Source organism: Mesobacillus subterraneus, from assembly GCF_020524355.2.
GTDB lineage: Bacteria > Bacillota > Bacilli > Bacillales > Cytobacillaceae > Mesobacillus > Mesobacillus subterraneus_C.
In genome coordinates, this window is the sequence record NZ_CP129019.1 from 953,522 (window position 1) to 974,784 (window position 21,263).

19 protein-coding genes, 2 pseudogenes and 1 other annotated feature are annotated in these 21,263 nt (G+C 43.3%); of the genes and pseudogenes, 19 read left to right on the forward strand and 2 right to left on the reverse strand.

The features are described 5' to 3' along the window. Positions 1 to 157: 157 nt before the first annotated feature. Both LC048_RS04680 and recD2 read left to right on the forward strand, forming a co-directional pair. Complete coding sequence (locus LC048_RS04680) at positions 158 to 817, forward strand: tetratricopeptide repeat protein (protein ID WP_226604182.1); 660 nt, start codon at positions 158 to 160, stop codon at positions 815 to 817. Positions 818 to 901: 84 nt separating this feature from the next. Further along, a complete protein-coding gene (recD2, locus tag LC048_RS04685; protein ID WP_306049567.1) occupies positions 902 to 3,352 on the forward strand; it encodes an SF1B family DNA helicase RecD2 in 2,451 nt (816 codons plus the stop codon). A 56-nt stretch (positions 3,353 to 3,408) separates the two neighbouring features. Here the strand turns inward: recD2 and LC048_RS04690 are convergent, their stop codons facing one another. Next, positions 3,409 to 4,419 carry a LysM peptidoglycan-binding domain-containing protein gene (locus LC048_RS04690; RefSeq protein ID WP_226604188.1) on the reverse strand — a complete coding sequence of 337 codons (1,011 nt, stop codon included), beginning with the start codon at positions 4,417 to 4,419 and terminating at the stop codon, positions 3,409 to 3,411. A 170-nt stretch (positions 4,420 to 4,589) separates the two neighbouring features. On the opposite strand from LC048_RS04690, the gene LC048_RS04695 reads away from it, so the two are divergent. From LC048_RS04695 to LC048_RS04770, 16 genes and pseudogenes are all read left to right on the forward strand, one after another. Continuing rightward, on the forward strand, positions 4,590 to 5,066 hold the full coding sequence (locus tag LC048_RS04695) for a PRC-barrel domain-containing protein (RefSeq protein WP_226604190.1): 477 nt from the start codon (positions 4,590 to 4,592) through the stop codon (positions 5,064 to 5,066). A gap of 9 nt (positions 5,067 to 5,075) precedes the next feature. Continuing rightward, complete coding sequence (locus LC048_RS04700; RefSeq protein WP_102263688.1) at positions 5,076 to 5,267, forward strand: hypothetical protein; 192 nt, start codon at positions 5,076 to 5,078, stop codon at positions 5,265 to 5,267. Positions 5,268 to 5,290: 23 nt separating this feature from the next. Continuing rightward, on the forward strand, positions 5,291 to 5,425 hold the full coding sequence (locus tag LC048_RS04705) for a YrzQ family protein (RefSeq protein WP_226604193.1): 135 nt from the start codon (positions 5,291 to 5,293) through the stop codon (positions 5,423 to 5,425). Between the two features lie 290 nt (positions 5,426 to 5,715). Then, entirely contained in the window at positions 5,716 to 6,795 is a 1,080-nt protein-coding gene (locus LC048_RS04710) for an AI-2E family transporter (protein WP_306050439.1), read from the forward strand. A gap of 64 nt (positions 6,796 to 6,859) precedes the next feature. Then, positions 6,860 to 7,071 (forward strand) — a binding site (T-box leader). 76 nt (positions 7,072 to 7,147) lie between these two features. Next, a pseudogene (gene alaS, locus LC048_RS04715) lies at positions 7,148 to 9,783 on the forward strand (alanine--tRNA ligase). Positions 9,784 to 9,863: 80 nt separating this feature from the next. Then, positions 9,864 to 10,133 carry an IreB family regulatory phosphoprotein gene (locus LC048_RS04720; RefSeq protein ID WP_023627198.1) on the forward strand — a complete coding sequence of 90 codons (270 nt, stop codon included), beginning with the start codon at positions 9,864 to 9,866 and terminating at the stop codon, positions 10,131 to 10,133. Continuing rightward, positions 10,134 to 10,550: a Holliday junction resolvase RuvX gene (ruvX, locus tag LC048_RS04725; protein WP_226604209.1), complete on the forward strand. Its 417-nt coding sequence runs from the start codon at positions 10,134 to 10,136 to the stop codon at positions 10,548 to 10,550. A 16-nt stretch (positions 10,551 to 10,566) separates the two neighbouring features. After that, on the forward strand, positions 10,567 to 10,854 hold the full coding sequence (locus LC048_RS04730) for a DUF1292 domain-containing protein (protein ID WP_226604212.1): 288 nt from the start codon (positions 10,567 to 10,569) through the stop codon (positions 10,852 to 10,854). A 364-nt stretch (positions 10,855 to 11,218) separates the two neighbouring features. Continuing rightward, positions 11,219 to 12,361: an endolytic transglycosylase MltG gene (mltG, locus tag LC048_RS04735; protein ID WP_306049572.1), complete on the forward strand. Its 1,143-nt coding sequence runs from the start codon at positions 11,219 to 11,221 to the stop codon at positions 12,359 to 12,361. Positions 12,362 to 12,669: 308 nt separating this feature from the next. Beyond that, a pseudogene (locus tag LC048_RS04740) lies at positions 12,670 to 13,309 on the forward strand (O-methyltransferase). 5 nt (positions 13,310 to 13,314) lie between these two features. Continuing rightward, a complete protein-coding gene (locus LC048_RS04745; RefSeq protein ID WP_226604219.1) occupies positions 13,315 to 14,244 on the forward strand; it encodes a peptidase U32 family protein in 930 nt (309 codons plus the stop codon). A gap of 27 nt (positions 14,245 to 14,271) precedes the next feature. Further along, a complete protein-coding gene (locus LC048_RS04750) occupies positions 14,272 to 15,540 on the forward strand; it encodes a peptidase U32 family protein (RefSeq protein ID WP_226604222.1) in 1,269 nt (422 codons plus the stop codon). A 4-nt stretch (positions 15,541 to 15,544) separates the two neighbouring features. Further along, positions 15,545 to 16,180 (forward strand): uridine kinase, encoded by a 636-nt coding sequence (gene udk, locus LC048_RS04755; RefSeq protein WP_226604224.1) that lies wholly within the window; start codon positions 15,545 to 15,547, stop codon positions 16,178 to 16,180. A gap of 206 nt (positions 16,181 to 16,386) precedes the next feature. Next, positions 16,387 to 16,863, forward strand: coding sequence for a transcription elongation factor GreA (gene greA / locus LC048_RS04760; RefSeq protein WP_226604226.1), 477 nt, complete (start codon positions 16,387 to 16,389; stop codon positions 16,861 to 16,863). 57 nt (positions 16,864 to 16,920) lie between these two features. Continuing rightward, positions 16,921 to 18,702 (forward strand): peptidoglycan D,D-transpeptidase FtsI family protein, encoded by a 1,782-nt coding sequence (locus LC048_RS04765; protein ID WP_226604229.1) that lies wholly within the window; start codon positions 16,921 to 16,923, stop codon positions 18,700 to 18,702. Positions 18,703 to 18,787: 85 nt separating this feature from the next. Then, positions 18,788 to 19,465 carry a YrrS family protein gene (locus tag LC048_RS04770; RefSeq protein WP_226604240.1) on the forward strand — a complete coding sequence of 226 codons (678 nt, stop codon included), beginning with the start codon at positions 18,788 to 18,790 and terminating at the stop codon, positions 19,463 to 19,465. Between the two features lie 35 nt (positions 19,466 to 19,500). On the opposite strand, the gene LC048_RS04775 is transcribed toward LC048_RS04770, so the two are convergent. Further along, on the reverse strand, positions 19,501 to 19,707 hold the full coding sequence (locus LC048_RS04775; RefSeq protein ID WP_226604242.1) for a YrzA family protein: 207 nt from the start codon (positions 19,705 to 19,707) through the stop codon (positions 19,501 to 19,503). A 189-nt stretch (positions 19,708 to 19,896) separates the two neighbouring features. Here LC048_RS04775 and LC048_RS04780 point away from each other — a divergent pair, with 189 nt between their 5' ends. Then, the gene (locus LC048_RS04780; RefSeq protein ID WP_226604254.1) at positions 19,897 to 21,192 is read left to right on the forward strand and encodes an amidohydrolase family protein; all 1,296 of its coding nucleotides are present in this window, start codon (positions 19,897 to 19,899) and stop codon (positions 21,190 to 21,192) included. Positions 21,193 to 21,263: the final 71 nt, after the last annotated feature.

Here is a 21,263-nt window from a genome sequence, read left to right on the forward strand (position 1 = left end):
TCCCCGGCGGGCCAGCTTCGCCGGGGATTGTTTTAGCTTATGATCTTTTTGGGATACATTCTACTAAATCGAAAAATCTGCATTTCAGGTGTTCCTCGAAAAGAGTCTAAACCCTGCATTAATATGGTATACTTTCATGGAGAATGGAGTGTTAGAAATGGATAAAAACCAGACAGGTATTGAGTTTATGAAAGAAGGTAAATGGGAAGAGGCTGCCAAAGCATTCGCGGAAGCGATTGATGCTCATCCAGAAGACCCGGTTGCATACATAAATTTCGGAAACGTCCTCACCGCAGTGGGTGATAATGAACGAGCAATGAACTTTTACGATAAAGCAATCAGCCTTGATGAGAATGCAACCGCAGCATACTACAGCAAAGGCGGAGTTTATTATGATGGACAAAATTTCGAGAAAGCAAAAAACATGTTCGAACTTGCGCTTAAAAAAGGGCTGGATAGTGGCGATAACTTTTTTATGCTGGGAATGAGCCTCGCTCAGATGGGCAGCAGCAAGCTTGCTTTGCCATATTTACAGCGCAGTACAGAGCTTCTCGAAAATGATGCCGAAGCCAATTTTCAATATGGGCTTTGCCTTGCAAGGGAAGGGTTTATCGACGAAGCGATTAATGTGTTTGAACTTGCAATATCAATGGATTCGGAGCATGCAGACGCCCTCTATAACCTAGGTGTGGCTTATGGTTATAAGGAAAATGGTGAAAAGGCGCTCCAGATGTTCAATCGTGCATTGGAAATCCAGCCAGACCACTTGCTTGCAGGACACGGCAAAAAATTGATTGAGGGACAAGATATCGATTAATTAAGCACCTTTTCTTCGTCTTTGTTTCTCACTCAATGCGAAACCAGCTTGAACAAATTGGTTTGACGGAAAGGGGGAAGTACTTTGGACAAACAGGACTCGCTTGATTTGTTTTCAGAACAAGGCAAGTTCATGAAAGGGAAGCATCTTGTTACCATTTTTCATAATGAACAGAATCTATACACAGTCCTTAGGATCAGGGTTGAGGAAACAAATGAGCAGTACGAGGATAAGGAAGCAGTCATTACAGGGTATTTCCCCCGGATTCATGAGCAGGAGACTTATATTTTCTTTGGTGAGGTAAAAGAACATCCTAAGTTCGGTGCACAATTCCATGCGACTCATTTCCGGAAAGACTTGCCGCAGTCAAAGCAGGGGATCATCAGCTACCTTTCCGGTGACCTTTTCAAAGGAATCGGGAAGAAAACAGCTGAGAAAATCGTTGATACACTGGGTGAAAAGACCATCACAAGGATTATCGAGAACCCGTCTGTCCTTGACCAGATTCCGAAGCTGGCACCTGAAAAAGCAAAGGAACTTTATGACACATTGATGGAGCATCAGGGCCTCGAACAAGTGATGGTCGCATTGAATGAATATGGCTTTGGTCCTCAGCTGTCGATGAAAATTTATCAAGTTTACAAGGAACAGGCGATTGATGTAATTCAGAACAATCCGTACAAGCTTGTGGAGGATATCGAAGGCATCGGTTTCGGGAGGGCGGATGAACTGGGCAGCCAGCTCGGTTTAACTGGTAACCATCCTGACCGGATCAAGGCAGCCTGTCTCTATACACTTGAAAATTCAAGCATACAGGGCGGTCATGTTTTCATGGAAGCAGAAAACCTTCTCGTCGAAGTGAAAAAGCTTCTAGAAGACAATCAAAATGTTGAAATTGTATTTACTGATATCTCAAAGGAAATCATCAAGCTCGGTGAAGAAGGAAAGCTGGTTGCTGAAGAACAGAGAGTCTATTTGCCATCTCTCTATTATTCGGAAAAGGGCCTGGTTGTGAACATTAAAAGAATCCTTGAACAGACAGAATACGAAAATCAATTTCCTGAATCGGAGTTTCTCCTAGCGCTCGGAAATCTTGAGGAGCGCCTTGGTGTCCAATATGGGCCAAGCCAGAAGGAAGCGATTCAGACAGCGCTTATGTCACCGATGATGATTCTGACCGGTGGGCCCGGCACAGGTAAAACGACGGTCATTAAAGGAATTGTTGAGCTATATGCAGAGCTACATGGCTGTTCACTTGACCCGAAAGATTATAAAAAAGAAGAACCTTATCCGTTCTTGCTTGCGGCGCCGACTGGTCGTGCGGCAAAGAGGATGACTGAGTCAACAGGTCTTCCTGCCGTGACCATTCATAGGCTTTTGCGCTGGAATGGCGCAGAAGGTTTTGACCATAATGAAGACCAGCCGCTTGAGGGAAAGATATTGATTATTGATGAAACCTCAATGGTTGATATATGGCTCGCCCATCAATTATTCAAATCTCTGCCTGACAATATTCAGGTGATCGTTGTAGGAGATGAAGACCAGCTTCCTTCAGTAGGTCCTGGCCAGGTACTGAAGGATCTACTTGATTCCGGCAGGGTCCCGACTGTTAGGCTGACGGATATATACCGACAGGCTGAAGGATCATCAATAATCGAACTTGCTCATCAAATCAAAAAAGGCTTTCTGCCAGAAGATATTTCTGCTCAGCAGCCTGACCGTTCTTTTATAAAATGTACGACAAGCCAGATTCCTCAGGTAGTCGAAAAGGTTGTCGCCAATGCTAAGAATAAAGGGTATTCTCCTAGGAGCATCCAGGTGCTGGCACCAATGTACCGTGGTCCAGCCGGCATTGACCGGTTGAACGAGCTGCTGCAGGATCTCTTCAATCCTAATTCTGATGGAACGAGAAAAGAGCTTGCATTTGGCGATGTGAAGTATCGTATCGGGGATAAGGTCCTTCAGCTGGTAAATCAGCCGGAAGCCAATGTGTTCAATGGTGACATGGGTGAGGTTGTCGCGATCTTTTACGCGAAGGAAAACACCGAAAAGCAAGATCAGCTGATTGTGTCCTTTGATGGCATAGAAGTTACATATAATAGGGCAGACCTCTCGCAAATCACCCACGCTTATTGCTGTTCCGTGCATAAATCCCAGGGTAGTGAATTTCCGATTGTCGTCCTTCCAGTAGTGAAAAGCTACTTCAGAATGCTGCGCAGGAATCTGATTTATACCGCAATCACCAGGAGCAAGCAATTCCTGATTCTTGTTGGTGAAGAAGAAGCACTGAAGATGGGGATCGAACGCGGTGAAGATACCGAAAGGAATACAACTCTTGTAGAAAAGCTTGTTCTATTGCTGCCCGAATTGCAGGATGAAACGGGTACAAAGGAACATTCGGAGTGTAAGCACCAAAATCATGAAGATAACATCAAAGTTGAAAAAATGAATTATATTGAAATTATTAAAAACGCTGATCCGATGATTGGAATGGACAATCTGACTCCTTATGATTTTATGGAGGAAGGTAGTTAGTCTTAAGATGAACCCGCGTAATCGCTGCGCGGGTTCTTGCTTGTTCACCTTCACCTTCACCTTAAAGCAGCAGATATTTCCTGCATTTTTTTCTTCACCATAGGATAAAAATGATTCTTAGCGTCCGCTGTGGAATTTCCGCCAAAAAATCCGGTGCCTGGGCAAGTTTTGACCGCGTGCCCTTCTCCTTCATCCAGTACTCTTTCACCTGAATTGATATCCCACCAATGGTGATAGGTAATACTGTCAACCGATGGTGTTAGTCCAAATTTCATCATAAGCAATGCTGTGACCGTAAGTACGGTCTCCCTTTGCTCAGCGGTCATCTGGTTATTGCCAGCATCGAAATTCCCCACATTCTCTATTGCAAGTGCATCTGCTTCAATCTCTTCCATCACCGATTTATTCAGCAGTCCAAACGAACCTTCAGGAGGTTTGTTAAATGATCTTCCTACAGCAACCAATCCATCCGGAAATGTCGTCAATTGCTGGCTGATTGTGCTCCACTTCATGGAATTAACATGATAGTCTTCCATTCCCTTTAATAAGGTAAAGTGATTGGAACCATTAAACTGCTGGTACGATGGCTGATACGTGTGATGCTGCTGGATTTTACCGATCTTTCGGGTGAAAAGGTGATTGAATAGCCAGTCCTTGAATTCCTCCCTTGTCATAAGGACATACTGCCCCTCCATGGTAAGTTGTTTTGGAGGTATCCGCAAAATTTGCCCTGCATATATCATGTTTGAGTTAAGATGATTAGTGGTTTTGATTGACTGTACGGTGGAATTGAACGCAACAGACAGCTTCCATAATGTGTCCCCAGGGACGACTTCATACATGATCGGTACTCTTAGCTTCTGTCCAATTAAAATCAAATCCGACTGCAGACCGTTAATGAGTTTAATGTCTTCAACTGATGTCCGGTATGTAGCAGCGATTTTCCATAAATAATCCCCAGGCTTAACCTCATAAGTATTCCTCGGATGGTTGGCAGCAGATCCAAACCCAACATTCGTTAAAACTAAACATAAACTGAACAATAACACTGAGATCCGTTTTTTCATGATGTTAATTCCCTTTCGATTGGTATTTTTTTATTTAGTGTGCAAAACCATCAAAGAATTACACAGTATTTTAAAAATATTTTTCTGGTCTTCGAATGGAAATCCTTACACCACATGAAACGGGGAATAGAGTAGAAACTATAACTGTTCGGGAAAGGCGGGACACACTTTTGCGGACATTTTCACTTTTAAAGGGACTGCCTGTATATGAATTGGTTAATGGTCAAAAACTGGGCGAAGTTTGTGATGTAAGCATTTCTGGCAATGGAAGCGTAGTAGGCTTACTTGTAAAAAAGGGTGCGTTCATCAAGAAAACGTTTCAGGTGAAAGTGGATCAAGTTTCATCTTTTGGTGAAGATGGGATCATGGTGAAAGACAAATCAGCCTTGGAGCGATTGGAGACAGAGCCTGAATATACATTTGAGCATAATGAGAGTCTTGCTGGGAAAAAGCTTCTTTCGAATGAAGGGGAGCAGCTTGGCTTGCTTGAGGATGTATATTTTATGGAAGAATTGGGCACGATTGTAGGGTACGAATTAACGGATGGCTTTTTTTCGGATATAGCGAATGGAAAGCGTGTCATAAAGACCACTGGTCCACCTGCAATCGGAAAGGATGCCATCGTCGTCACTGTCAAATCGAGATGAGGTGTCCTTATGTTAAGTTGTCCCAATTGCAGGAGCAAGGATATCGGTAAAATTGGCATCAACCAATATTACTGCTGGAATTGCTTCATCGAACTGTCTCTGAACAAAGGCTTGATTCATACCCATCAAGTCGAAGAAGATGGAACATTGAGCTCACTTGATGATTTATTCGAAGAAGATCAACGTCAATACGGCATGTAAAATAAATCAAAGAGGTGAAGCACATGAATAAAATGTTAACCTCCGCAATCGCTTTTGGCGCTGGTATGGCAGCTTACAATTATGCTTCCAACAACAATATGATGTCTGGAAGGAAAATGAAGAAGCTTGGCAAGAAAATGAGCAAAGCTTTATTCTAATTCGGATGTTCAACTTGATCCCTTGCGTTTCGCAAGGGATCTTTTATGATTCAAATTGGAAAAAAAAGCTGGTAATTTCCAATTCGCTATAAAAAAACGTTTTTCGCTATAATAATCAAATTTTCGCTATAAAATAATTTTTTTCGCTATAAAAATGAGATTTTCGCTATAAAAGAGAACTTTTCGCTATAAAACCGTAAATTATAGCTTAAATAATATCCAGACAAGGACAAAAATGTATAATCCACTCCCTTTCTTTTCAGAATAAAACAGGAAGGAGGGCGAAGATGATGAACATCCAGATGAAATGGTATTACCGGCTTGGATTTCTTCTCCTTTTGTTCATTGTTCTGTTCGTTTTCATAAAATTACAATCCATATGGGTTCCTTTTTTGGAAGTATTGCTTTCGCTGCTTGTGCCTTTTTCCGTGGCTGCTTTCATTACATATTTACTCCATCCGATAGTGGAGGCTCTTCACCAAAGAGGGCTTCATCGAGGAGTTTCGATCCTGATTATCTATATTTTGTTTTTTGGTGGAGCGGGCTTCGCTTTTTACAAAGGGATTCCTGCGCTGATTCACCAGCTCGGCGACCTGGCAGAAAATGCTCCGTATTTCGCCGAGCAGTATAAACAAATGGTCAATAATATTATTGACCAGACTTCTAAGTGGCTGGCAGGCATCCATGAAAGAATCGAAGATGGAATTACTCGGATGGAGCAATGGCTTGATGGTGTGCTTGCTGGTACGATGACGTTCCTGATGGATACCATTAATTCCATCCTTACAATTGCTGTAATCCCGTTTATTGCTTTTTACATGCTGAAAGATTTCGGTGCCATTAAAAAAGCGGCGTGGTATCTAACCCCTCGGCAGTGGAGACAGCCAGGCGCCAAGTTCTTGCATGAAGTCGACAAATCGCTCGGCAGTTATATCCGCGGACAGCTGCTTATTTGTTTAATAATCGGTGTCCTATCCTCCTTGTTTTTTTGGCTGGCAGGCATAAAATATTCGCTGCTGCTTGGAGCGATTGTCGGGATAACCAATGTAATTCCTTATTTCGGGCCAATCATCGGAGCTATTCCGGCAGTCATCATCGCGGCGACTATGTCGGTTAAAATGGTGCTTCTAGCACTCGTGATCGTCTTTTCTCTTCAGTTCCTCGAGGGGAATATTCTGTCTCCGCTGATTGTCGGCAAAAGCCTGCATATGCATCCGCTGATGATCATGTTTGCATTGCTGGCAGGGGAGGAGGTTGGCGGCATCCTTGGATTAATACTTGCCGTACCTGTCCTGGTTGTATTGAGGGCGGCATTGATTCATGCAAAAGATCATATCATCCTTGAGAGAAAGAAAGAACGGCCTTCATAATTTTCGTCATGTCGTTTGACAAACTGCGACAGGCTATATATAATTCGGCTATAGATTAATAATTCGAAAAATGTAGAAGGAACGAGTATGTTATAGACCATCGTCCAGAGAGGGGTTCCCAGGCTGAAAGAATTCCCGGTGAAGAATAACAGAAGGCTATTCCGGAGTGCAGGAAAAACCTGCCGTAGCAGCTGCGTTAAAGCGTTTTTGAGAGATGGGCGCGCAAGTTTGTGTCCATAATCAGGGTGGTACCGCGAGCAAGCTCTCGTCCCTGTCCAGGGATGAGGGCTTTTTTTTGTTGCCTAAAATCCCTGAAAGCTTACATTTCACTTGGATTTAGGAGGTTGGTTTTATGAAAAAACTGACAGGTGCTGAAATAAGAAAAATGTATCTTGATTATTTTAAGGAAAAAGGTCACGCAATCGAACCGAGTGCGCCGCTTGTCCCGCATGATGACCCTTCCCTTCTATGGATTAACAGCGGTGTTGCAACACTTAAAAAGTATTTTGACGGCCGTGTGATCCCGGCAAATCCGCGGATCACAAACGCGCAGAAATCAATCCGTACGAACGATATTGAAAATGTCGGCAAGACAGCGCGCCACCATACTTTTTTTTGAAATGCTCGGGAACTTCTCGATTGGTGATTATTTCAAGGTGGAAGCAATTGAATTCGCATGGGAATTCCTTACGGATGAAAAATGGATCGGCTTTGATCCTGAAAAACTGTCCGTGACAATTCACCCTGAGGACGATGAAGCTTTCCAGATCTGGAAAGAAAAAGTCGGTGTGCCTGAAGATCGGATCATCCGCTTGGAAGGGAACTTCTGGGATATCGGTGAAGGCCCTAGTGGTCCGAACACGGAAATCTTTTATGACAGAGGCCCTGAATACGGCAATGACCCTGACGATCCAGAATTGTACCCTGGCGGCGAAAATGACCGTTATTTAGAGGTTTGGAACTTGGTGTTTTCAGAGTTCAACCATAATCCTGATGGAACGTATACTCCACTGCCAAAGAAAAATATTGATACAGGCATGGGTCTTGAACGTATGGCTTCTGTTGTCCAGGACGTTCCAACAAACTTTGAAACAGATTTGTTCATGCCAATCATCAATGCAACTGAAGAAATCTCCAATGAAAAGTACGGACAGTCCAAGGAGAAGGACGAAGCGTTCAAGGTGATCGCAGACCACATTCGTACTGTTGCTTTTGCTGTCGGTGACGGGGCCCTCCCATCAAATGAAGGCCGCGGCTATGTACTTCGCAGATTGTTGCGACGCGCGGTCCGTTATGCGAAGAAGCTGAACATCAATCGTCCGTTTATGTACGAGCTGGTGCCGGTTGTCGGTGAAATCATGCATGACTTTTATCCAGAGGTAAAAGAAAAGACAGAATTTATCCAGAAGGTCATTAAGAACGAAGAAGACCGCTTCCATGAAACACTGAACGAAGGCCTTGCCATTCTTTCTGAACTGATCAAGAAAGAAAAGGAAAAAGGCAGCGGTATGGTGCAGGGCGAGGATGTATTCCGCCTTTATGACACATACGGATTCCCTGTCGAATTAACAGAAGAGTATGCTGAAGAAGAAGGCTTGAAGGTCGATCATGAAGGCTTTGAAAAAGAAATGGAGCTACAGCGTGAAAGAGCTCGTGCAGCACGACAGGATGTAGGTTCCATGCAGGTGCAAGGTGGCATTCTTGGTGACATCAAAGAAAGCAGCGAATTCGTCGGTTATGACAATTTTGGAACAAACAGCAAGATTGTTGCATTAGTCAAGAAAGGCGAGCTTGTTGAGGAAGCGAAAGCAGGTGATGAGATTCATTTCATCCTTGATACTACACCTTTCTATGCAGAAAGTGGCGGCCAGATCGCTGACAAGGGAACAGTGGAAGCGAATGGCGTTAAGCTATCTGTCAAGGATGTAAAGAAAGCTCCAAACGGACAAAACCTTCACCATGCAGTTGTAGAAGAGGGGACCGTAACTCAGGACCTTGAAGTGACAGCTAAAGTTGACCAGGAAAACCGTACGAGCATCATCAAGAACCATACTGCAACACACTTGCTCCACCAGGCATTGAAGGATGTACTGGGAGGTCACGTAAATCAGGCAGGATCACTGGTCGAGCCTGAAAGATTGCGTTTTGACTTCTCTCATTTTGGTCAGGTGACTGCTGAAGAGCTTGAGCAAGTAGAAGCAATCGTCAACGAAAAAATCTGGAGAAGCATCCAGGTAGAGACTAGCTTCAAACCGATTGCTGAAGCGAAAGAAATGGGCGCGATGGCATTATTCGGTGAAAAATACGGAGATATCGTCCGTGTTGTAAAAGTTGGCGACTACAGCCTTGAGCTTTGTGGCGGCTGCCATGTTCCTAATACATCTGTGATTGGATTGTTCAAGATTGTGTCTGAGGGCGGTATTGGAGCTGGCACAAGAAGGATTGAAGCAGTAACTGGCGAAGCAGCTTACAAAGTGCTTAATGATCAAATCAGCATCCTGAAAGAAGCAGCCGCAAAATTAAAGACATCTCCAAAAGAAGTTGCAAACAGAATCGAAACAATGCTTGTTGAAATGAAGCAGCTTCAGCGTGAAAATGAATCTCTATCAGCAAAATTGGGTAATATTGAAGCAGGAAGCCTTACTTCCAAGGTCAAAGAAGTGAATGGTGTCCAGCTGCTTGCAGCACGCGTTCAGGCAGCGGATATGAACAGCCTGCGCAATATGGCTGATGACTTGAAGCAAAAGTTAGGTTCAGCTGTCATCCTCCTTGGCATGACCGACGGCAGCAAAGTGAATCTGATTGCTGCAGTGACAGATGATCTGATTAAGCAAGGGTACCAGGCTGGAAAATTGATCAAGGAAGCAGCGGCAATTTGCGGCGGAGGCGGCGGAGGCCGTCCGGATATGGGCCCAGGCTGGCGGGAAGGACCCATCAAAACTCGACAATGCGCTTCAATTTGCCGAAGAATGGGTAAAATCAATTTGATATACAGCTAAAGTAGTGTAGAATGAAGGTATCTTGAAGAATATTTTACCTGCTATTTTTAAAAAAGTGAGGTGCATTCGATGAGCTCGTTTGACAAGACGATGAGATTTAATTTTCCCGAAGAGCCTTTTGAGCATGACGCCAATGAAGTACTGCTTCAGGTATATGAAGCCTTACAGGAAAAGGGATATAACCCGATCAACCAGATCGTCGGATATCTGCTCTCTGGCGACCCGGCCTATATTCCCCGCCATCGGGATGCCCGCAATATCATCCGCAAGCTGGAACGGGATGAAATCATTGAGGAACTGGTTAAATCCTATTTAAGGAACCACCGAGAGGGGAAATAAATGCGTACGATGGGACTGGATGTCGGCTCAAAAACAGTCGGCATTGCGCTGAGCGATGAACTGGGATGGACTGCTCAGGGACTTGAAACATTGAAAATCAATGAAGAAGAAAATGTGTTTGGTTTCGATGAATTAGGTAAAATAATAAAAGAGTACGAAGTCGGCAAAGTTGTCGTCGGGCTGCCTAAAAACATGAACGGCAGTATTGGCCCGCGCGGAGAGGCCAGCCAATTCTTTGCCCGTGAATTGGAGGAAAGGTTCGGCGTGCCTGTCATCCTCTGGGACGAGCGTTTGACGACAGTGGCTGCCGAGCGGGTTTTGCTCGAGGCAGACGTAAGCCGAAAAAAGCGCAAAAAGGTCATTGATAAAATGGCAGCAATGATGATTCTACAAGGCTATCTAAACAGCCAAAACTAAATTGAGGTGACTACACATGGATCACGGCGAAAACAACATTACAGTAGTAGACGAAAACGGCAACGAACAACTATGCGAAGTACTTTTCACATTTGACTCCGAAGAGTTCGGAAAGTCATATGTGCTCTACTATCCAGTAGGTGCAGAGGATAATGATGAGGAAGACATCGAAATCCACGCATCAGCATTCACCCCATCAGAAGATAACGAAGATGGCGAATTGATGCCAATCGAAACTGACGCAGAATGGGACATGATCGAGGAAATGCTAGAAACTTTCCTTGCTGAGCAGGACGAAGAATAAAAAAATAGACTATAAGGATCGGGCGCTTGAAGCCCGGTCCTTATTTTTTTTACTGACTTATCAGACTATCGGACAAACAGAAGTCAGAATGAGTGAGAAGTGTTCGATAGAAGGGCTCTATCGGACAAACAGAAGTCAGAATGCGCAAGAAGTGTCCGATAGGCAGGACCTCTCCACTGCTGCATGTGTCGCCCGCTTACACAACTAGTAATGTTGTCGAATTATTAGTTTATTTGTCGTTGTGAGTATTTTTTCGTAATTATTTGCAAACAGAAATAGAAAATATAGTATAATGGGTCGAGATGTGATAAAAGAGAGTATCCAGTGAAGTTAGCATTGTCATTGTTATCTGGAGGGGGAACTTATGTCTGACGAAAAAAATATAAAAACCGATAAAAAGAAGCTGATCGCCGAGAAGTTAGTCGAGCAGCAAAAGGAAGCGAGAATCGTGAGAAAGATTGTCTTCATCACCTCAATCATGGCAATTCTGCTTATTGGGGCGATTGGCGGGGGCGGCTATTACTATATTAAAGAAGCCCTGAAGCCGGTGGATGAAAACAGCAAGAAAACAGTCGATGTCAATATCCCGATAGGATCATCAACAACTGGAATCGGACAGATTCTCGAAGATCAAGGGATTATCAGGGATGCTAGAGTCTTTAAATATTATGTGAAATTTAAGAACGAAGCGGGTTTTATGGCTGGAGATTATAAAATGAAACCTTCCATGACGCTTCCTGAAATCATCACAAGCCTGAAAACCGGTAAGGTCATGCAAGAGGTTGTCATGAAAATAACAATTCCCGAGGGCAAGCAATTAAAGCAGATTGCTGGAATCATTGCCGAAAAGACACAGCAAAACGAAGATGAAATTTTCAAACAGCTGAATGATAAAGAGTTCATCACGAAAATGATGGGAAGATATCCTGACGTCCTGACGGAAGACATTTTAAAAGAAAATGTGAAATATCCGCTAGAAGGCTATTTGTTCCCGGCAACTTATCCTTTCTATTCTGAAAAGCCAACGGTTGAGGAAATCGTTACGGTCATGCTGACTAAGACCAAGGAAGTACTCGGTGAATTCAGCGGTCAGATGGAAGAAAAAGAAATGACGACTCATGAATTGATGACGATGGCATCACTCATTGAAGAAGAAGCGACGAAAAAAGTTGACCGCGATAAAATCGCTAGTGTCTTCTATAATCGCCTTGAAGACGGAATGATGTTGCAAACAGACCCGACTGTACTATATGCGCATGGAGAACATAAAGATCGGGTTTTCTACAAGGACCTTGAAATCGATGACCCTTATAATACCTATAAAATCCAAGGTTTGCCGCCAGTCCCGATTGCCAATCCAGGCATAATGTCGATTGAAGCCGCTCTGGCACCTGCGGACACGGATGATATGTATTTCCTTGCAACGTCTACTGGAGATGTGCTCTTCTCTAAAACACTTGCAGAACATAATCGCAAAGTGAACGAACATATCACAAACAAAAAATAACAGTAATTTAAAGGGAAATGCAGAAAGATTAGCATTTCCCTTCTTATTGTGATAAAATAATACAAGTGTTTTTTCTAGGTCAAAATAGCATTTTACTGTCTAGCGAAGGCTCTTTATTGGAGCTTTTATGTATTTGATAGCGTGTATTGCAGAAGTAGGAGTTGCGGCTTTCAGCGTTTGAACCTGTAGGGCAACATTGCCTGGCGGTGTCCCCTCTTAACCTGTGAACGCTATTTTTTTCATGCTCTGACAGTCATTCATATACCTACTCTGGCTGAGAGATAGCCTTTGAATAGAGGTGAAGCAGCTTGCTTAGTCAAGAGCTGCAAAATTATATAGATTCTTTAATACAGCCCAGGAATGGCCTCCTTACTGAGATGGAGGAATATGCAGACCAAAATGGAGTCCCGATCATGGAGCCATCAGGTATTGAAACGTTGCTTCAGCTTTTGAGAATCCAGCAGCCAGAAGCGATTCTGGAAGTAGGAACTGCAATTGGCTATTCCGCGTTAAGGATGGCGTACGCCAATCCTCAAACAAAAATTGTCACTTTGGAACGTGATGAGGAACGTTTTAATCTCGCCCTTGATTATATTCAGAGGGCAGACATGCAGGAACGGATTGTCCAAATCTGTGGAGACGCGCTTGAACTGGAAGAAGAAGTTGCCAGACATGGTCCGTTTGACGCCATTTTCATTGATGCGGCAAAAGGCCAATATAAGCGCTTTTTCGAAATGTACTCCCAGGTATTTAAAACCAGCAGGAATGATCATTACGGATAATGTCCTTTTTAAAGGGCTTGTATATAATCAGGAAGCGGATAGCAGAAGACTTCGCAGCCTGGTTAAAAAAATAGACGAATTCAACCGCTGGCTCACAGCTAATCAGGAGTATGATACAGTCATCCTTCCGATTGGCGATGGCATAGCGGTTAGTAAGAAGAGGTGAACGGAATGAATAAACCTGAATTATTGGTAACACCAAAGAGTGTTGAGGATATTATTCCACTGGCTGAGGCAGGCGCGGATGCCTTCTTGATTGGTGAACAGAAATTCGGCTTGCGTCTCGCTGGAGAGTTTAACCGTGAAGACGTAAAACAGGCAATCGAACTGGCTCATTCAAAAGGCAAGAAAGTGTACGTCGCAATGAACGCGTTGTTCCACAATGAAAAAGTGGACTTGCTTGGTGATTACCTTACTTTCTTAAAAGATGTGAATGCGGATGGAGTTACATTCGGCGACCCTGCTTTATTGATGGCCGCAAAGGAATATGCCCCTGAGATGAAGCTTCATTGGAGCACGGAAATTACAGGAACGAACTGGTATACTTGCAACTATTGGGGCAGGAAGGGTGCAAAACGTGCCGTTCTTGCAAGAGAAATAAATATGGACGCGATCGTTGAGATCAAGGAAAATGCCGAGGTTGAAGTCGAGGTACAGGTTCACGGAATGATGAACATGTTCCAGTCGAAACGCCCATTGCTCGGTCATTACTTTGAATATCAAGGCAAGGCGCTTGAAGTTGAAAACCGCAAACAAGAACGCAATATGTTTCTTCATGATAAAGAGCGAGAAAATAAATACCCAATTTTCGAAGATGAAAATGGCACACATATCATGAGTCCTAATGATATTTGCATAATTGACGAACTAACGGAGCTTGTGGAAGCTGGAATCGATTCTTTTAAAATTGACGGCATTCTGAAGAGCCCTGAATATATCCTGGAAGTTACTAAGCTTTATCGCAAAGCGATTGACTTGGCTGTTGAAGATCCAGACCAATACGACGAAGATAAAGACGGCTTGCTTGAAGCAGCGGAAGAACTGCAGCCGCATAACCGCCCACTTGATACAGGATTCTTTTTCAAAGAGACGGTTTATTAACAGTATGAACTATGAGGAGGTTGCGTAATGGCAGCAGTAGCAGATAATATCTCGCAAATTGTTGACGGGAAGCGTGTAATTGTGAAAAAACCAGAACTGCTTGCTCCAGCCGGTAATCTTGAAAAACTTAAGATTGCCGTACAATATGGTGCAGATGCCGTCTTCATCGGCGGGCAGGAATATGGTTTGCGCTCAAACGCTGATAATTTTACATTTGAAGAGATGAAGGAAGGCGTGGAGTTCGCCAAGAAGTATGGTGCGAAAATCTATGTCACAACAAACATTTTTGCACATAATGAAAATATTGAGGGTCTTGAAGACTATCTCTTAGGATTGAAAGGAGCTGGCGTGCACGGTATCATCGTCGCTGATCCTCTGATCATTGAAACTTGCCGCAGGGTAGCTCCGGAGATCGAGGTACATTTAAGCACACAGCAATCCCTATCAAACTGGAAAGCTGTCCAGTTCTGGAAGGAAGAAGGTCTCGAGCGTGTCGTTCTTGCTCGTGAAACAAGTGCGGATGAAATTAAGGAAATGAAGGAAAAAGTAGATATCGAGATCGAAACCTTCATACATGGAGCTATGTGTATCGCATACTCAGGCCGCTGTACATTGAGCAATCATATGACAGCACGCGATTCGAACCGCGGCGGCTGCTGCCAGTCTTGCCGCTGGGATTATGACTTGTACACACTTGAAGGAAATGAAGAAAACGCCCTTTTTGCTGAAGGGGACTCTCCATTTGCGATGAGCCCAAAGGATCTTAAACTTATCGAATCGATTCCTCGTATGATCGAATTGGGAATTGATAGTCTGAAAATTGAAGGACGAATGAAGTCTATCCACTATATTGCGACTGTAGTCAGCGTCTACCGAAAAGTGATTGATGCGTATTGTGCAGACCCTGAAAACTTCGTCATCAAGCAGGAATGGCTTGAGGAATTGGACAAATGTGCGAATCGTGAAACAGCAACTGCCTTCTTTGAGGGAGTTCCTGGGTATAAAGAGCAAATGTTTGGAAACCATAGCAAAAAGACAACTTTCGATTTTGCCGGCCTTGTGCTTGATTACGATGCTGAGACGCAAATGGTAACACTTCAGCAAAGAAATTACTTCAAGCCAGGCGACGAGGTTGAATTCTTTGGACCAGAAATCGAGAACTTCACTCATGTCGTTGAGAAGATTTGGGATGAAGATGGCAATGAGCTGGATGTAGCCCGCCATCCTTTACAAGTCGTCAAGTTCAAGATGGACAAGCCTGTTTACCCAAATAACATGATGCGGAAGGAGAAGTAAATAAATGGCCCGCAAACCTGTTGTAATTGGTGTAGCCGGCGGATCCGGCTCAGGAAAGACAAGTGTAACGAAAGCAATTTTCGATAGCTTTAAGAGCCAATCAATCCTGATGATTGAACAAGACTACTACTATAAAGACCAAAGTCATCTTCCAATGGAAGAGCGTTTAAAGACAAACTATGACCACCCACTGGCATTTGATAATGACCTTTTGATAGATCATATCAAAACGCTGCTTCGCCACGAGGAGATTAATAAGCCTGTTTATGATTATGCGATCCATACAAGGTCAAGCGAAGTTGTCCATGTTGAACCAAAAGACGTGATCATTCTTGAAGGCATCCTGATTCTTGAAGATGAGAGACTGCGCAACTTGATGGATATCAAACTTTATGTCGATACAGATGCTGATTTACGGATCATCCGCAGGCTGCTGCGTGACATAAAAGAGCGTGGACGTTCAATGGACTCTGTCATCGAACAATACGTGAATGTTGTCAGGCCGATGCATAACCAGTTCATCGAGCCAACAAAGCGTTATGCGGATGTCATCATCCCTGAGGGAGGCCACAATCACGTGGCGATTGACCTGATGGTAACAAAAATTCAAACAATTCTTGAACAAAAATCATTTTTGTGACACAATAGCATAGATAATGTGGACATGGAAGTACTTGAATAAAGTGCTTCCTTTTGTCCAGAGAGAAATAAATGGCCTGAAATGGCTCTATTTAAAATGCGCGCCCTGGTGAAGGACGCGCTCCTGTATATTTTTCAGGATACATAATATAATAGTACACAATCTATTTTTTGGGGAATTGTGAAGACTAGAAGGAGTGAAGTATTTTGGCTACAGAAAAAGTTTTTCCTATGACACAGGCTGGAAAAGAAAAGCTGGAACATGAATTGGAACAGTTAAAAACGGTAAAACGTAAAGAAGTTGTTGAGAGAATCAAGATCGCGCGCAGCTTTGGTGACCTATCAGAGAACTCTGAGTATGATTCAGCCAAAGAAGAGCAAGCCTTTGTTGAAGGCCGTATCACGACTCTTGAAAATATGATTCGCAATGCAAAGATCATCCAGGAAGATGAAGTTAGCACAGATGCAGTCAGCCTTGGCCGCACAGTGACTTTTGTCGAGCTTCCTGATGGGGATGAGGAATCGTATACAATCGTAGGAAGTGCTGAAGCAGACCCGTTTGATGGTAAAATTTCAAACGATTCTCCAATTGCTAAAAGCTTGATGGGCAAGAAGGTTGGAGATGAAGTGACTGTCCAGACTCCTGGCGGCGAAATGAACGTCCGCATTACCACAATTAAGTAAGTACCTTATGTTTGAAATATCAGCACCTCGTCAACACTTTTGACGAGGTGTTTTTTTATGCGTAAAAAAAGAATGGTAGCGTGGATCTCCATTTGTATAGCTGCCTTTGGTCTGCTGGTGTTCCGTCTGGCACAGCTGCAGCTATTTGATACAGAGTCCTTTTCCAAGCATGAAATCAATTTAATAGAAGCAAGTGTTAAGCAAAGATCACAAGAAATGGTCGTTGACAATGGCAGGGGGAATTTCCTTGACAGGTCAGGAGCCCCTTTATCCTATGAAACATCGTCGGTGCTTGTTCTGTTTCCATTTTTAAAGAAAATGGACTGGGAAGCTGACAAGGTCGCAAGGACTATCGGTGTCTCTGGATACGCTTTGAAAAATGCAGTAGAAAGGTCCAAGGAACCTTTCGCCTTTGGTGATCCTGATCCGATGATCTTGTCTAAAAGCCAAATGGATATTATTAACAAGATGGAAATTCCAGGGGTATTTGCAGTTGAGCGAAAGTATCCATTAGAGAAAGTGCCAGCTGCCCAGCTTCTGGGGATTATTGGTGAGAATGAATCGCTTCTGAAATCAAGGTATGGGGAGAAAGATTTGCTGCCAAGAACCTTGATTGGTATCTCAGGGCTGGAAAAAAGCTTTGATGAATTTCTGGTTGCCGAAGGGAAATCAAAGTTGGTTTATCATGTCGACGGAGCGGGTGCGCCGCTATTCGGGATCAATGTAAAATACATAGACCCAGCAAATCCATTTTATCCAATCAACCTGCAGACATCGATAGACAAAGATTTGCAGGTACTCCTTGAGAAAAAAGTTGACGATTATAACATCAGCAGAGGGGGCGTCGTGCTGCTGGATATTGAAACGAACAGCATATTGGCAATGGTTTCAAGACCAGACATTAATCGTGTGAACCCTTATAATGGCGTAGGAACAGAAAATATGATGGTCAAGCAGCATATACCTGGTTCTGTCTTTAAAACGGTTGTTGCAGCGGCAGCAATCGATCATGGACTCGATGATCCAGCCAGGAAGTTTGATTGCAGTAAGAAGATCAACGGGGATCCTGATTTGAAATATGACCATGGAATGCTTAATTTCTCAGATAGCTTTGCAGTGAGCTGCAACAGGACTTTTGGGGAGGTGGCTCGGGAACTGCAGGAGAAGGACCCAAATATACTCGAAAAATACGCGGAGATGCTGTCCATCACTGGCGGTGCCGGATGGAAGGGTGACATTTTCCATCTAGAAGATTTCGAACAGCTGCAGGATGAAGAAAAGGGACGGGTGTTTTTATCAGATGAAGCGAAGAAGGATCGGAATTTTGCCGCTTTGTCAGGGATTGGTCAGCATGAAGTGAGGGTGTCTCCTCTCGCTGTGGCGAACATGATGGCTACAATCGCCAGAGGAGGAGAAAAAGACATGGTCAGGGCTGTTTTCTCCATTCAGTACCAAAATGGTGCTAAAATGACTGAGTTCTCAAAACGGGAGCTGGAAGGGGAAAAAATTTCACCATTTACAGCTATGAAGCTCCAAAAGCTTTTACGTGAGGTTGTGTTGAACGAAGAAGGAACGGGAAGATGGTTCAGGGATTTGCCATATGGTGTTGCGGGAAAATCCGGGACAGCCGAAACCGGGATATACAAAGAAGGCAAGCAATTGCATAATAAATGGTTTGCTGGATATTTTCCCTATGAAAATCCAAAGTATGCGCTTGTGACTGTCAACCTTGGAGTGATCGAGAATGAAGGCGGGGTGAATCCTCTTTTTGCGGATATAGTAAAAGAGGTCTATGGATTTAACCATGGAACCCCGGATGAAGGTCCTAAACACAATTGAAACAGCAAGAGAAGAATATAAAATCCTTCAAGTTTAACCCAAGTCATGGTAGAATGTTGACAGCCTTATAAGGGAGGGAAAGATCTTGAAGCACGATGAGGATAACCTAAATGAGGGGACACGTTCACGATTAAGATCCAAGCGCAGAAAAACGAACCTTATTTTAAATAGCTTGATTGTTGTCGTTATTTTGTTGATCGGAATTGTCTCTTTTAACATTTTTTTCAGCAATGATGAAGGGGCAGCCGACCAAAACGATGTTGCGGCTGAGAAAGATCAGGCCGCAGCTTCCCCTGATAAAAAAGAGGACAGCAAGGATACTGACAAAAAAGACGATAGCCAGGATTCCGATAAAAATGCAGCTGATGAATCAGAGTCTGAAGAGGAGTCGGAAGAGAATGAGGAATTGGCTGATCCAATAGTGACAGAAGGCGGAAGTGATGCCAATGTCAAGCAGACGATTGAAAATCCTGAATGGAAGCCGGTTGGCACAACCCAATCTGGAGAACATACGACTGTGTTCGACCAAAATGCGGTTGATTGGCAGGAAATGATTCTTGCCTATTCCTATGCTACCGGCATTGATAAGAATAATATGACGGTATGGTTTAATGGAAATGGCGGTGCGCCTAATACCGCCGTAGGAACCATCTCTGAAAAGGGAAGTGACCAGACGTACAGGGTATCGATTCAATGGGTGGACGGCCAGGGCTGGAAGCCGCTGAAGGTGGAAGAATTGATCAAAAATGATAAAAACCCATAAAAAATTTTAAAGGGGGCTTGAAAGCAGCGGCCCCTTTATTTTTTTGCTTTGAAGTGGACGACAGCTGAATAGAACAGTCTGCCTTTATCGTCTAAATGCATCTGGTGGGACACGTGATGGACAGACAGCATGATTGCTTTATTGATTTCGATTTGCTTATTGATTTTTTGTTCCAGGGCTTTCAAATCGATTGCATCAAAAAATTCAATCTTATCTTCAATTAAATCAAATTGGAAATTCATTCATTTAGCTCCCTTTTTTCAATTTTGTTAAAATAGTCTCTAACAAGCTTTACAAATAAAAATAGCAAATTCTCTATAAATATAAAACATTTTTTGATAAATTAAAACGATAGGCATATTTCAACGTTTTACACCGAATTCTAGTTAGTACAAATATGCACAAGTGTTTTTACATAGGAGAGATTAATCATGGCAAGAAAGTTATTATATAACGTCACCGTCGTTACGAGTAATTCGAATAATGAAGTGATCGAAAATGGCGCTATAGGCATTGAAGATGAAAAAATTGTTTATGTGGGAGCAACTCCTGAAGATTTTGCTTCTTATGATGAAAAAATAGATTTGAAAGGAAATATTCTCCTGCCAGGACTTGTCAATACGCATGGACACACACCAATGTCTTTGCTGAGAGGATATGCGGATGATTTGCATTTGCAAACATGGCTGGAAGAAAAAATCTGGCCGCTTGAAGCAAAATACACAGCTGAGCATGCAAAATGGGGCGCGAAGCTATCTATCCTTGAAATGATCCGTACAGGTACCACGACTTTTGTTGATATGTATGACAATATGGAAGAAATCGCAAAGGCGGTTGATGAAGCAGGAGTACGTGGAGTGCTGTGCCGCGGTGTGATTGGTTTTGGTTCAGATGAGCTTCGACAGAGCAAGCTTAAGGAAGCAGCGGACTTTGCGAAAAGCTGGAACACTGGCGCTGGTGGCCGTATTACGACTATGCTGTCACCTCATTCTCCTTATACATGCTCACCTGAGTATATCTCTCAAATCATTGATAAATCTGCCGAACTGAACGTACCACTGCATACCCATATGTCTGAAACGAGATTTGAAGTAGAAAAGAATATCGAGGACTTTGGTGTAACACCAGTAGTGCACCTGGACAAACTTGGATTCTTTGACCGTCCATCGTTGGTGGCACATGCTGTCCATGTTAGCGATGAGGATATTGAAATCCTTGCAAAAAAAGATGTGAAGGTTTCCCATAATGTGATCAGTAATCTCAAATTAGGCAGCGGAATTGCTCCGGTTGGCAAAATGCTCGAAAAAGAAGTCACAGTCAGCCTTGGTACAGATAGCGTCGCTTCAAACAATAACCTGGATTTGTTTGAAGAACTGAAAGCAGCAGCGACAATCCATAAAGGAGCAGCCAGTGATGCAACTGTAATAACTGCCCAGCAAGCCTTAAGGATGGCGACCATCCAAGGAGCAGAATCACTTTGGCTCGAGAAAAGGATTGGATCGCTGGAAGTTGGCAAAGATGCAGACTTTATTGTCGTGAATGCCAATCAGTCATTCTTTTACCCTAAGCATAATCCAGTATCCCATCTTGTTTATTCCGGATCCGGACGGGATGTCAAGGATGTCTATGTCAAGGGAAAACAAATACTAGATAATGGACAGTTCAAAACAATTGATGAAGAAAAAGTACTTTATGAAGCTAACAGAATGTCAAAACTTCTTTCGTGATTTTTTGCATATGAAAAAATGTCTTTAAGGCTTGATCCATGGAAAACAAATTTTCAATAAGGTCAGTGGAG

Coding starts and splice junctions, on each gene's coding strand:
- LC048_RS04680 (WP_226604182.1), top strand. CDS start 158: ATGGATAAAAACCAGACAGGTATTGAGTTTATGAAAGAAGGTAAATGG.
- LC048_RS04705 (WP_226604193.1), top strand. CDS start 5,291: ATGAATAAAATGTTAACCTCCGCAATCGCTTTTGGCGCTGGTATGGCA.
- LC048_RS04700 (WP_102263688.1), top strand. CDS start 5,076: ATGTTAAGTTGTCCCAATTGCAGGAGCAAGGATATCGGTAAAATTGGC.
- LC048_RS04750 (WP_226604222.1), top strand. CDS start 14,272: ATGGCAGCAGTAGCAGATAATATCTCGCAAATTGTTGACGGGAAGCGT.
- mltG (WP_306049572.1), top strand. CDS start 11,219: ATGTCTGACGAAAAAAATATAAAAACCGATAAAAAGAAGCTGATCGCC.
- LC048_RS04765 (WP_226604229.1), top strand. CDS start 16,921: ATGCGTAAAAAAAGAATGGTAGCGTGGATCTCCATTTGTATAGCTGCC.
- udk (WP_226604224.1), top strand. CDS start 15,545: ATGGCCCGCAAACCTGTTGTAATTGGTGTAGCCGGCGGATCCGGCTCA.
- LC048_RS04730 (WP_226604212.1), top strand. CDS start 10,567: ATGGATCACGGCGAAAACAACATTACAGTAGTAGACGAAAACGGCAAC.
- ruvX (WP_226604209.1), top strand. CDS start 10,134: ATGCGTACGATGGGACTGGATGTCGGCTCAAAAACAGTCGGCATTGCG.
- LC048_RS04780 (WP_226604254.1), top strand. CDS start 19,897: ATGGCAAGAAAGTTATTATATAACGTCACCGTCGTTACGAGTAATTCG.
- LC048_RS04710 (WP_306050439.1), top strand. CDS start 5,716: ATGAACATCCAGATGAAATGGTATTACCGGCTTGGATTTCTTCTCCTT.
- LC048_RS04775 (WP_226604242.1), bottom strand. CDS start 19,707: ATGAATTTCCAATTTGATTTAATTGAAGATAAGATTGAATTTTTTGAT.
- LC048_RS04720 (WP_023627198.1), top strand. CDS start 9,864: ATGAGCTCGTTTGACAAGACGATGAGATTTAATTTTCCCGAAGAGCCT.
- LC048_RS04690 (WP_226604188.1), bottom strand. CDS start 4,419: ATGAAAAAACGGATCTCAGTGTTATTGTTCAGTTTATGTTTAGTTTTA.
- LC048_RS04745 (WP_226604219.1), top strand. CDS start 13,315: ATGAATAAACCTGAATTATTGGTAACACCAAAGAGTGTTGAGGATATT.